Source organism: Arthrobacter sp. Cr_A7, from assembly GCF_029222765.1.
Lineage (GTDB): Bacteria > Actinomycetota > Actinomycetes > Actinomycetales > Micrococcaceae > Arthrobacter.
On record NZ_JARHXQ010000084.1, the window covers coordinates 1 to 11,920 of the forward strand.

Sequence of the window (11,920 nt, forward strand, 5' to 3'; positions counted from 1 at the left end):
CACCTCGCAAGCTGGGCCAGGGAACCCGGCGGGCGTGGGCCCACAGCCATTCGTACCAAACGAAAGGGGACGCCGTGTCCCGCTCCGAAAAAGTCTCCTTTGCCGGGTCCACCGGTGAAATGCTCTCCGGCATCATCGATGTGCCGGATGGACCGGTGAAGGGTTGGGGCGTCTTTTCGCACGGCTTCACCCTGGGGAAGGACGCCCCTTCCGCGTCCCGGATGTGCAAGGCGCTGGCGGACAGCGGCGTGGGAATGCTGCGCTTCGACAACCTGGGGCTGGGCGGATCCGCCGGCGAATGGTCAGCGGGCTCCTTCAGCCACAAGGTTGCGGACACGGTGAAGGCGGCAGAGTTCATGCGCAGCGAGGGAAAGCAGATTTCCCTGCTGGTGGGGCACTCCTTCGGCGGTGCGGCCGTCCTGGCGGCGGCGCGGGAGATCCCGGAGCTCGACGCCGTAGCCACCGTTGGCGCCCCTTTCTCGCCCAAGCACGTGGCGCACGTTTTTGACGCTGCGCTGGACAAGATCCTCAGCGAAGGCAGCGCCGAGGTGGATCTTGGCGGGAAGCGCGTGGAGATCCGGCGGCATTTCGTGGAGGACCTCGAAAACGCCGACCTCACGGACTGCATCAAGCAGCTGCACAAGCCGCTGATGGTGCTCCACTCCCCCACGGACAACACTGTGGGCATCGAGAACGCCAGCACCATCTTCCAGACGGCACGGCACCCGCGGAACTTTGTGTCCCTCGAAGGGAGCGACCACCTGCTGACAGGCAAGGGCCAGGCGGCCCGGGCCGCCCGGATTATCGCTGCCTGGGCCGACCAATACCTCGACGCCGGGCAGTAGCGCCCCCGTCCTGCTGGGCCGACACCTTTCCGGGCTGGACCGGCACCTTTCCCGGCTGGACCTGGCGCGCACCCCACGTGCCCTTCTCATGGCCCGTGGGGGCGCTGCGCAGGTCGGCCTCCCGCACTGCCGCCCAACCGGCCGACACCAGGTAGACCTGGCTGACCAGGTTGAACCAGATCAGCAGACCGATGATGATGGCGAATGGCGCCAGGATGGGATTCCTGCCGGCTCCGGCCAACAGTTCCGTGCTGAAGATCTGGAGCACGCCCGTGCCAAGGGCCGCCAGGATGGTGCCTTCCAGCAGCGCTCGGCGTGACAGCTTCAGGCTCGCGGCGAACCTGTACATGATGAAGGCGGTCGCCCAGCCCAGCACCAGGGGAACAGTGATTTTGACGGACGTGGCCAGGGGACCCGCCAGCGCGTCGTCGAGTCGGAGGAAATCCGAAACCCACCCGGCGGCGGTTCCGAACACCAGGGAAGCGCCGGCGCTGATGACCAGCGCCACGCCCAGGAGCAGCAGGGTTCCGGCATCCCGCAGTTTCAGGAGGATGGGATTGACCAGCAGTGGCGGCAGCCCCAGGACGCCGCGAAGCCCTTCCCTGATTCCGGAAATCCATCGCAGCGAGGTGACCACAGTGACCAGGGAGCCGATCACCGCTGTCCAGCCCAGTCCGTCAGGATTCAGCAGGTCCTGCGGATCCACGAGCCCGGCCCCGCCGTTCAGTTTCAGGAGCCCGGGCGCACTCGACGCCACACTGCTGATGATGGTGTCCAGGAGGGCCGGCTGCCCCCGCAGCACAAGGCCTGCGATGGAAAAGCCCGTGGTGAGGAGGCCTGTGATGGAGAAAAACATGTTGAAGCCAATGCCTGCGCTCATCAGCGGGCCGCGCTGAAGGCTGTAGTGCCGGAAGGCGCGCATCGGCCGGAGAGCGTTGAGCCGGGCAAGTATCCATTGGACCATCGCCATCAGCGCCGGAAACGGCCCCCCGCCTGCCCTGCGTGCCTTGCCCCACTCCATCCGCTTCCGGATGACGGCGAGCTGCAGCTGGGCGCGTTCAGTGGGAAGTGGCTGCTGCTCAGCCTGCTTCGGCTGCTGTGTCCGCGGCGGCGTCCGCGAATCGGGTGCCGGCGGCGTTGTCAGTTTCGGTCCCAAAGTCCAGCTCTTCCCGTAGCTGCCAGATGCCGTCGGCATCGTGCTCGTAAAGTCCCATGCTAACCACGGGGAAGGTGGCCTTGTAGTTCTTCAGGACCGTTTCGGCCTCATCAAGGCTTTCGGGGGCAACGTCGTGGGCAATGGTGACGTGGGGATGGTAGGCAAAAGGCAATTCCCGCTCCAGCGGGCCCTGCTGGAGCTTTTCGTGCAGGTCGACGCACTGCTCAAAGCCGTCCTCCACGTTGATGAAAACCACCGGGGAAACGGGGCGGAAGGTACCGGTGCCGGCAATGGTGACCATGAACGGGCTCTGCCGGCGGGCCACCTCGCGGACGTGCTCGCAGGTGGCTTCCCAGTCATGCGTGGGGGTGGTGGTCACCAGCGTGATGTGTGCCGGCACCACGTCCGCCAGCGGGTCGCCGAAGGACGCCCGCCAGCGCTGGAGCTCCTCCGCTATGTCAGGGGGGAACCCCAGGATGACGCCTACGCTGGATGACATGGCGCTAGCGGACTCCTGCGAGGCTGAGTGACGGGAGGAAGCCCATACGCTCATACACCTGGCCAAGGGTAACCGCCGCAATCTCACGGGCGCGCTCGGCGCCGTGGGCCAGCAGCCGGTCCAGCTCCGCGGGGTCCTCCATCAGCTCGTTGGTCCGGTTCCGAAGCGGGGTGACGAAGTCCACCACCACCTCGGCGAGGTCCACCTTAAGGTGGCCGTACATCTTGCCCTGGTACTCGGCCTCGAGGTCGGCGACGGACTTTCCGGTCAGGGATGAGTAGATGGTGAGCAGGTTTGAGACGCCGGGTTTTTCTTCGGGGTGGAACCTGATCTCCGTGCCGGCGTCGGTGACTGCGGACTTGATGCGCTTGGCGGCGATCTTGGGATCCTCCAGCAGCTGGATGGCGCCGTTGGGCGATTCGCCGGTCTTGGACATCTTGGCGCTCGGGTTCTGGAGATCGTAGATCTTGGCGCGTTCCTTGACGATGGTCGCCTCCGGAACGGTGAACGTGGCACCGAACCTGGTGTTGAAGCGCTGGGCCAGGTTGCGGGTGAGCTCCAGGTGCTGGCGCTGGTCCTCCCCCACAGGCACCAGGTCTGTCTGGTACAGCAGGATGTCGGCGGCCATGAGCGTTGGGTAGGCGAACAGTCCCAGCGTGGCGGCGTCCGCGCCGGACTTCTGGGTTTTGTCCTTGAACTGGGTCATCCGCGAAGCCTCGCCGAAGCCGGTGATGCAGTTCAGGGCCCAGGCAAGCTGCGCGTGCTCGGGCACATGGGACTGGACAAAGAAGATGCTCTTGTCCGGGTCGATGCCGGCGGCGATGTACTGGGCCGCGACGATGCGGGTGCGCTTGGCCAGTTCCGCGGGGTCGAAGTCCACGGTGATGGCGTGCAGGTCCGGGATGAAGAACACGGCGTCGTACTCAGCCTGCATGTCCACCCAGTTGCGGACGGCACCGATGTAGTTGCCCAGGTGCAGCGAATCGGCGGTGGGCTTGGCTCCGGAAAGGATGCGCTTCTTTGCGGCCGGGGATGTCTGGCTAGTCATGGGGAGGAAACTTTCGGAGGGGGCTTAGAGCTGGTAGTCCACTACCAGCGGGGCATGGTCGGAGAAGCGGGTATCCCACGAGGCTGCGCGGTCAACAACGGCGGAGATGGCGGAAGCTGCCAATGCCGGGGTGGCCAGCTGGTAGTCAATGCGCCAGCCGGTGTCATTGTCGAAGGCCTTGCCGCGCTGGGACCACCACGTGTAGGGACCGTCCATCTCGCCCGCCAGGCTGCGGTGGACGTCCTGCCAGCCGATCTCCTCTCCGAGGAACCGGTCAAAGTAGGCGCGCTCTTCGGGCAGGAACCCTGCCTTCTTGACGTTGCCCTTCCAGTTCCGGATGTCCAGTGGAGTGTGGGCGACATTAAGGTCACCCACCACCAGTGCGTGGTCGCTGTGTTTGGTCAGCTCAGGCAGCCGGGTGCTCATGACGTCCAGGAAACGGAACTTGTCGTCCTGCTTGGGTGTGCCCACCTCACCGGAGTGGACGTAGGCGCTTGCGACGGTCAGCTGGACAGGATGCCCGGCAGCGTCAGCGAACCGGAAATCGGCTTCCACCCAGCGGCCTGCCGTGGCGAAGTAGTCATCACCGATGCCGTTGCGGGTGGCCAGTGGCTCTTCCCGCGATGCGATGGCCACACCGGCGCGGCCTTTGGCTTCGGCCTCCGCATGCAGGATGTGCCAGCCGTCGCCCAGCAGCTGCCGGACAATGGCATCAGGGGCGCGGACTTCCTGGAGGCAGAGGATATCCACGTCGCGCGGCTCCAGCCATGCCGCCATACCGTTCTTGTAGGCAGCCCGAAGGCCATTAACGTTGACGGTTGCGATGCGAAGGTGGTCCTTCTTCAATGCCGAGCTCACCCGCTCCACTCTAGTCGATGATGGTTCCGGTGACCGGCTCCCCGCTGCCGCCTGAGGACTTGATCATGTCCCTCGCATTGGTGGCGGTAATCTCGATGGTTTCAAGGGCACGGTTGATGGTGTCCTGGTTCGCGGCAGCTCCCTTGGCGCGCTCCTCCTCCACCACGCGGATCTGCACCTGGACAATCTTGAAGGAGTGGTCCAGCTTGAGGTCGCGGACTTCGTCCGCCTGGCTCCGCTCGGAAACCACCCGCGTGCCGCCGTGGTCAGCGGAGGACGACGGTCCGCGGCCGGCAGCCGTGGTGAAGGCGTTCTGGGCTTCGCTCAGCTTGGCGCCGGCCTTCTTGGCCGCCTTCTGGATGCTGAAGACCACAAAGCAGGCAAGCAGCAGCCAGAAGAGGGCGATGACGGCCACAACCCAGCCCACCACGTCGTTCTGGTTGGCGGCGAAGATGACGGCGACAACAAACGCCGTCACCAGGACCATCAGGCCCGGACCGCTGATGCGGAACATGGAGAAACCGCCCCTGGCGGGTTTGGAGGATGACTTGGAGCTGCCCAGAGATTGCATGAAGCCATTGTCTCAAACCCCGGTGTATGCTCCCGCCGCTTCCACCGGCGGCGAACACCCAACCAGGTAGCGCCAAGTGTCACTCTGGGGGCTCAAAACGGCAGTTACTGCTACCTGGTTGGGTCTGCGCTACTTCAGGAACAGCTGCCGCAGCCGCATGGTGGTCAGCAGCATGCCCGCGGCGGTCATCACCAGGTAGTAGCCGATGTGCAGGGGCGTTGCCGCAGTGAAGGTTCCCACGCTGATCTGGCGCAGCAGTTCCACCCCGTGCCACAGCGGCATGGCCTGGATGAGCCACTGGATGTACTGCGGATAGACGCTCAGCGGGTAGAACGTGGCACTGAACAGGAACATCGGAAGCATCATGAAGGTGATCCAGTCCATCTGCTGGAACGTCTTCATGAAGCTGGTGATCGCCATTCCAATACTCGCGAAGCCGAAGGCGATCAGCACCGAGCCGGGGATCATCAACAGCGCCCACGGCGTGGTGATGAGTCCCATCATCCCCATGACGGCCGTAAAGCCCGCGGCGTACAGCATCCCGCGCAGGAGTGCCAGGAAAATCTCGCCCAGCGCGATGTCCAGCGGTCCCAGGGACGTGTACAGCATGCCCTGGTACAGCTTGCCGAAATGCATCTTGAAAAAGACGTTCCAGGTTGAGTCGTACACCGCCCCGTTCATCGCCGAGACGGCCAGGAGGGCAGGCGCGATGTAGGCGGCGTAGCTGATTGGCGTGCCGCCGGGCCCTTCCACGGCACCCACAATGGCCCCCATGCCCACACCCATGGACACCAGGAACAGGACAGGCTCGAAGAAGCCGGACAGCATCACCAGCCAGTGGCCGCCCAACGTAGCCTTCAGGCCGCGTGAGATCACTGCCCTCGCGTTGCGCGAGTACAGCGGTCCGAAGGTCCTGTTCCGTGCATCCTCGGTGGCGCCCTGCCGGATGGTCCAGCTCATTGCCCCATCCTTTTGGTGAAGCGGCGCCGGGTCAGGTTCCAGCCCAGGACGGCGAGCCCGGCCAGGACGGCGACGTGGACGAGGGTGAGGAGCAGCGGCTCCTGGTATCCGTAGCTGACCACCCTGCCCAGTTCGGTGCCGTGCCAGATGGGCGAGATCCAGCCGATCCACCGGACGCCCGGCGGAAGCGTGTCCAGCGGGAAGAAGGTCCCGGAGAACAGGAACAGCGGCATGACGACGAGCCGCATTACCAGGGCGAACTGCCCCTTGTCCTCGGTGATCGAGGCGGAGTAGGCCATAAGCGGCAGGCCAAAGGACAGCCCCGCCAGGGTGGCCACCAGGATGCCGGCCCACGCCCAGCTTCCTGAGGACGCACCAAAAGTGGCTACGGCTGCGAAGTAGATGGCTGACTGCACCAGCAGCCGCAGCGTCACGGCCATGATGTGCCCGGCCGCGATCTGCTCCGGTGTCAGCGGCGTGGCATGCGGACCGTAGTAGGTCCGTCGCCATTTGAAGCCTGCCATCACCGGAAACGTGAACTCGTTGGCGGCGGTCATCACGGCGGCGGACACCAGCAGCGCCGGCGCAATGAAGGCCAGGTAACTGACGCCGCCGAAAGCCGCTGCCCCCTGGCTGTCCACCAGGGAAGCCAGGCCGATCCCCATGGCGAAGAGGTATGCCACGGGCTGGCCCACGCTGTACATCAGGATGGACCAGCTGTAGTTCTTCATCACCCGGAGCACCTGCTCTGCGTGGTAGAACGCTCCCCAGCGCCGGGCCTTTGCGGCTGCCACCTGCGGGCTGTGGGCATGCAGTGCCCCGGCCGGCCTCGGCGCCCGCTGCTCAGTCAACGAGGCTCCGGCCTGTCAGCCGCAGGAAGACGTCCTCCAGCGAGGACCTCCGGACCAGCGATGTCAGTGGCCGCAGGCCGCGGGACGCCACCTGCTCAAGTGCGCCCTCGCCGTCGTGCGCGTAGATCAGCACCCGGTCCGGCAGGACCTCCAGCCGCTCGCCTATGCCTCCCAGTTCGGTTGCGATGGTGGTGTTGCGTTCGGAACCGAACCGGAGTTCCACCACCTCGCGGGTGGAGTGCTCGCGGATCAGCTGCGCCGGGGAACCTTCAGCCATGATCCGGCCCTTGTCCACCACGATCAGCCGGTCGCACAGCTGCTCGGCCTCGTCCATATAGTGCGTGGTGAGGATCAGCGTGACGCCCTGTTCCTTGAGCCGGAACAGCCGGTCCCACAGGATGTGCCGCGCCTGCGGGTCAAGTCCCGTGGTGGGCTCGTCCAGCAGTAGGATGCGCGGTTCGTTGATCAACGACCTGGCGATGGTCAGCCGCCGCTTCATGCCGCCGGAAAGGGCGTCGACCTTGGACTTTGCCTTGTCCGTCAGTTGCGCAAATTCCAGCAGCTCGTCGGCTTTGGGCTTCAGGTAGCTCATCGGCAGGCCGAAGTAGCGCCCGTACACCAGGAGGTTGTCCCGGACGCGCAGCTCCTCGTCCAGGTTGTCCTGCTGCGGCACCACGCCCAGGTGGGCACGCACCTCAGGACCGTGCTGGTCCGGGTCGAGCCCCATGATGCTCAGGCTGCCGGACGTGCGCCGGGTGACACCGCCGATCATCTTCATCGTGGTGGACTTCCCCGCGCCGTTGGGCCCCAGCAGGCCGAAGGACTCCCCCGCCGGAACCGTGAAAGAGATGCCGTCCACGGCTGCCACCCCGCCATACGTCTTTGTCAGGTTCCCTGCCGTGATGACGGTGCCGGACGGCTGCGGGCTGCCTGGCCGGGTGCCGGCGGGCAGGATGGCTTCGTTGTGCACCCTCCGCAGACTAATGGAGGTGCCGGGCTTGTGGAAGGGCTCCTTCCGTCCCGCGCTTAAAGTCCGACGGCGGCCCGCCCCTTGCGTGCGCAAGGTGCGTGCCGCCGTCGGGCGTGAGAGAGACTAGCCGGTGATGCCGGCCTGGCGTTCGGCCGCTTCGACCACGTTGGTCATCAGCAGCGCCACGGTCATGGGGCCGACGCCCCCGGGGTTCGGCGAAACCCAGCCGGCTACCTCGGCAGCAGCCGGTTCGATGTCGCCATGGACCCTGCTCTTGCCCGTCTCCGGGTCGGTTTCCCGGGTGACTCCGACGTCCAGCAGGGCCGCGCCGGGCTTCACGTCCGAAGCCTTCACGATGTGCTTGGCACCGGCCGCGCCCACAATAACGTCCGCCTGCCGGAGCAGCTCGGAGAGGTTTTTCGTGCCGGTGTGCGTCAGGGTCACGGTGGCGTTCACGGCCCGCCGCGTGAGCAGCAGCCCGATGGAGCGGCCGATGGTAACCCCACGGCCTACCACCACAACATGCTTGCCTGAAAGGCTGTAGCCGTTGCGCTCCAGGAGCTCGATGACGCCGCGGGGCGTGCACGGCAGCGGCGAGGTGATCTCCCCGTTGACGTTGAGCACCAGGCGGCCGAGGTTGGTCGGGTGCAGGCCGTCGGCATCCTTGGCGGGGTCAATCCGCTCGAGGATGGCGTCGGTATCCAGGTGCTTGGGCAGCGGCAGCTGCACGATGTACCCGTGGCAGGCGGGGTCAGCATTGAGTTCGTCAATGAGGTCCTCGACCTGCGCCTGGGTGGCATCGGCCGGCAGCTCGCGCTGGATCGAGTTCATCCCGATCTCCACGGACTGCTTGTGCTTCATGGACACGTACAGCTGGGAGGCGGGGTCCGCACCGACGAGCACGGTGGCGATCCCGGGCGTGACGCCGCGGGCCTTCAGGGCTGCGACACGGTCTTTCAGCTCGGACTTGATGGCGGCAGCGGCTGCCCTGCCGTCAAGGATCTTTGCGGTCTGCGTGGTTTCAGTCACAAATTACCACTGCTCGTGCTGCGGGTACAGCGGGAAGTCGGCGGCCAGCTTGTCCACGCGTGCCTGCAGGGACTCGACGTCGGCGCTGCTGCCTGCCTTGAGGGCGGTGGCAATGATCTCGGCGACCTCGGTGAACTCGGCGGCGCCGAATCCGCGGGTGGCCAGGGCCGGGGTGCCGATGCGCAGGCCGGAGGTGACCATCGGCGGGCGGGGGTCGAACGGCACGGCGTTGCGGTTGACGGTGATGCCCACGGAGTGGAGGAGGTCCTCGGCCTGCTGGCCGTCCAGCTGGGAGTTGCGCAGGTCAACAAGGACCAGGTGCACGTCGGTGCCGCCGGTGAGAACGGACACGCCGGCTTCGGCAACGTCTGCCTGGTTCAGGCGGTCGGCGATGATCCTGGCGCCTTCCAGGACGCGCTCCTGGCGCTCCTTGAATTCCTGGGTGCCGGCGATCTTGAAGGCCACGGCCTTGGCGGCGATGACGTGCATGAGCGGGCCGCCCTGCTGGCCCGGGAACACGTTGGAGTTCAGCTTCTTGGCCCACTCCTGCTTGGCCAGGATCACACCGGAGCGCGGACCTGCGAGGGTCTTGTGCACGGTGGAGGTGACGACGTCGGAGTGCGGGACCGGGCTGGGGTGCAGGCCTGCGGCCACCAGGCCGGCGAAGTGTGCCATGTCCGTCCACAGGAGGGCGCCCACTTCATCGGCGATGGAGCGGAAGGCAGCGAAGTCCAGGTGGCGCGGGTAAGCGGACCAGCCGGCGATGATGACCTGGGGCTTCTCGGCGATGGCCTGCTCGCGAAGCTTGTCCATATCCACGCGGAAAGTGTCTTCTTCCACCTGGTAGGCAGCCACGTTGTAGAGCTTGCCGGAGAAGTTCAGCTTCATGCCGTGGGTCAGGTGGCCGCCGTGGGCCAGGGACAGGCCCAGGATCTTGTCGCCGGGGGTGATCATGGCGGAGAGGGCTGCGGCGTTGGCCTGCGCGCCGGAGTGCGGCTGGACGTTGGCGTACTCGGCGCCGAAGAGTGCCTTGACCCGGTCGATGGCCAGCTGCTCTGCGACGTCCACGTACTCGCAGCCGCCGTAGTAGCGGCGGCCCGGGTAGCCCTCGGCGTACTTGTTGGTGAGGACGGAGCCCTGGGCTTCCATCACGGCGCGGGGCGCGAAGTTTTCGGAGGCAATCATTTCCAGGGTGCCGCGCTGGCGGCCGAGCTCCTGGTTGAGGACTGCGGCGATTTCGGGATCGAGCTCGGCCAGCGGCTGGTTGCTGACGGCTGTGGTTGAGGTGGCTGTAGTAGTCACGGAAAACTCCTGGCTAGGGATGTGGGCACTGCTTAGGTCAGGCTACCGGCTGGCGCACTCTCGTACCGCGTCGGTGACAGGGCGTGAAAGCGCAGGGCATGGCGCTGCAGCACTGACGCAGTGCAGCCCCACTTCCGGCAAGACATGACCCTCGGCCCAGGCGTACGATCCGTGGTCTTCGTGATTGCCGCTCCCTGGTGGTTAGCCACCCAACGCCAGTTGCGACGCTTCCAGCGTATCAAAACCGGCGCCCGGTGCGCGGGTAGGCTTGTACGCGTGAACGAAGAGCTGCTGAACCAAGCGTACGTAGTAACCCTGTCCTGCCCGGACCGTCCCGGAATTGTCCACGCGGTGGCCGGTGCCCTGCTGGTGGCAGGCTGCAACATTACGGACTCGCAGCAGTACGGCAGCCCCGCCACGGGCAACTTCTTCATGCGGGTGGAAGTGACCACGCCTGCTTCCGCCTCCGGGCTTCGCGGGGCGCTGGAGCCCGTGGCCGAGGCCTTCGGCATGCAGTGGAGCCTCAACGCCGTAGGCCAGAAAGTACGGACCCTGGTGATGGCCAGCACCTCCGCCCACTGCCTGAACGACCTGCTGTTCCAGCAGCGCTCCGGCACGTTGCCCGTTGAGATTCCTGCCATCGTGTCCAACCACCAGGACCTGGCCGGGCTGGCTGAGTTCTACGGCATCCCGTTCCATTACATCCCGGTGACCAAAGACACCAAGGTCCAGGCTGAGGACAAGCTGCGCGCCATCATTGCCGAACACGACATTGAGCTGACGGTCCTGGCCCGGTACATGCAGATCCTGTCCGACGAGCTCTGCACCGAGCTGACCGGCAAGGCCATCAACATCCACCACTCATTCCTGCCCTCTTTCAAGGGCGCCAAGCCGTACCACCAGGCGCACGCCCGCGGCGTGAAGCTGATTGGCGCCACGGCCCACTACGTGACGGCGGCGCTGGACGAGGGTCCGATCATCGAGCAGGAAGTCATCCGCGTTGACCACGCCCGGACTCCGGAGCAGTTCGTCCAGATGGGCCGCGATGTGGAGGGCCGCACCCTGGTCCAGGCCGTGCAGTGGCACGCAGAGCACCGGGTGCTGCTGGACGGCAACCGGACAGTGGTCTTCAACTAACGCAGTTTCCGGGAGCCGGGGCGGACATCGTGCAGGGCATTCCGGAGCACGCCGACCACGAGGCCGACCTCGCCGTGTTCTATGACCGGGCGGCAGCTGCTGGCAGTACCCGGGCCATGACCCCGCACCGTGTCCAGTGCCGCGACCGCTTCATCCGACTGCTGAAGGATGAACACCGGCACTCGCTGTTCGAGCTCGGGTGCGGCACGGGCGTTGAAGGCCTGGAGTTCGTGCGTGCCGGCCTGCATTACATCGGCGTTGACCTGTCAAGTGAGAGCGTCCGTCTGGCACGCGGCAGGGGCCTCGACGTCAGTGTGGCCAGCGGCCGGAGCCTGCCCTTCCCGGACAACTCGTTTTCCGCCGTGTGGACCATGAGCACGCTCCTGCACGTTCCCAACAGCCGGATCCACGACGTCGTCAGCGAGTTGGTGCGGGTCAGCGCACCGGGCGCGCCGATCGCCGTCGGACTGTGGTCCGGGAACGATGAGGAAGTCCTGAACCCGGAGGACGACGAGGAGCCGCGCCGGTTTTTCAGCCGGCGCAGTGATGAGACCGTCCGGCGGATCTTCGGCGAACACGGCGAGGTGGAGCACTTCCAGACCTGGCCGGAGGGTACCGGTGACGAGTCAGGCCCGGGCCGGGGCGCCTGGAAGCAGCATTACCAGTTCCTTGTTTTGCGAACCCCAAACCCAAC

At 65.8% G+C, this 11,920-nt stretch carries 13 protein-coding genes; 3 read left to right on the forward strand and 10 right to left on the reverse strand.

Annotation, left to right across the window (positions count from 1 at the left end):
* Window positions 1-74 precede the first annotated feature (74 nt).
* Window positions 75-845, forward strand: coding sequence for an alpha/beta hydrolase (locus tag P2Q66_RS05215; protein ID WP_079595735.1), 771 nt, complete (start codon window positions 75-77; stop codon window positions 843-845).
* Here P2Q66_RS05215 and P2Q66_RS05220 read toward each other — a convergent pair.
* The 10 genes from P2Q66_RS05220 to glyA all read right to left on the reverse strand — a co-directional run bounded on the left by P2Q66_RS05220 (window position 802) and on the right by glyA (window position 10,089).
* Window positions 802-1,866 (reverse strand): YihY/virulence factor BrkB family protein, encoded by a 1,065-nt coding sequence (locus tag P2Q66_RS05220; protein ID WP_275726152.1) that lies wholly within the window; start codon window positions 1,864-1,866, stop codon window positions 802-804. The two genes, P2Q66_RS05215 and P2Q66_RS05220, sit on opposite strands and share 44 nt — an antisense overlap.
* Before the next feature lie 58 nt (window positions 1,867-1,924).
* Window positions 1,925-2,500, reverse strand: a complete 576-nt coding sequence (locus tag P2Q66_RS05225; RefSeq protein ID WP_079595737.1) for a 2'-5' RNA ligase family protein — start codon at window positions 2,498-2,500, stop codon at window positions 1,925-1,927.
* A 4-nt stretch (window positions 2,501-2,504) separates the two neighbouring features.
* The gene (trpS, locus tag P2Q66_RS05230; protein ID WP_079595738.1) at window positions 2,505-3,548 is read right to left on the reverse strand and encodes a tryptophan--tRNA ligase; all 1,044 of its coding nucleotides are present in this window, start codon (window positions 3,546-3,548) and stop codon (window positions 2,505-2,507) included.
* A 24-nt stretch (window positions 3,549-3,572) separates the two neighbouring features.
* The gene (locus tag P2Q66_RS05235; RefSeq protein ID WP_275726143.1) at window positions 3,573-4,406 is read right to left on the reverse strand and encodes an exodeoxyribonuclease III; all 834 of its coding nucleotides are present in this window, start codon (window positions 4,404-4,406) and stop codon (window positions 3,573-3,575) included.
* Window positions 4,407-4,416: 10 nt separating this feature from the next.
* Entirely contained in the window at window positions 4,417-4,977 is a 561-nt protein-coding gene (locus tag P2Q66_RS05240) for a hypothetical protein (protein WP_079595739.1), read from the reverse strand.
* Window positions 4,978-5,106: 129 nt separating this feature from the next.
* A complete protein-coding gene (locus P2Q66_RS05245; RefSeq protein ID WP_079595740.1) occupies window positions 5,107-5,937 on the reverse strand; it encodes an ABC transporter permease in 831 nt (276 codons plus the stop codon).
* Window positions 5,934-6,788: an ABC transporter permease gene (locus P2Q66_RS05250; RefSeq protein ID WP_275726145.1), complete on the reverse strand. Its 855-nt coding sequence runs from the start codon at window positions 6,786-6,788 to the stop codon at window positions 5,934-5,936. The genes P2Q66_RS05245 and P2Q66_RS05250 overlap by 4 nt, the downstream gene beginning before the upstream one ends.
* Window positions 6,781-7,758 (reverse strand): ABC transporter ATP-binding protein, encoded by a 978-nt coding sequence (locus tag P2Q66_RS05255; RefSeq protein ID WP_275726146.1) that lies wholly within the window; start codon window positions 7,756-7,758, stop codon window positions 6,781-6,783. Before P2Q66_RS05255 ends, P2Q66_RS05250 begins: the two co-directional genes overlap by 8 nt.
* A gap of 123 nt (window positions 7,759-7,881) precedes the next feature.
* A complete protein-coding gene (locus tag P2Q66_RS05260) occupies window positions 7,882-8,787 on the reverse strand; it encodes a bifunctional methylenetetrahydrofolate dehydrogenase/methenyltetrahydrofolate cyclohydrolase (protein WP_079595743.1) in 906 nt (301 codons plus the stop codon).
* 3 nt (window positions 8,788-8,790) lie between these two features.
* Window positions 8,791-10,089 (reverse strand): serine hydroxymethyltransferase, encoded by a 1,299-nt coding sequence (gene glyA / locus P2Q66_RS05265; RefSeq protein ID WP_275726149.1) that lies wholly within the window; start codon window positions 10,087-10,089, stop codon window positions 8,791-8,793.
* A 276-nt stretch (window positions 10,090-10,365) separates the two neighbouring features.
* Between glyA and purU the strand changes: the two genes are divergently transcribed.
* A complete protein-coding gene (purU, locus tag P2Q66_RS05270; RefSeq protein ID WP_115524404.1) occupies window positions 10,366-11,226 on the forward strand; it encodes a formyltetrahydrofolate deformylase in 861 nt (286 codons plus the stop codon).
* 29 nt (window positions 11,227-11,255) lie between these two features.
* Window positions 11,256-11,920: class I SAM-dependent methyltransferase (locus tag P2Q66_RS05275; RefSeq protein ID WP_275726151.1), on the forward strand; the 665-nt coding region annotated here is incomplete at its 3' end.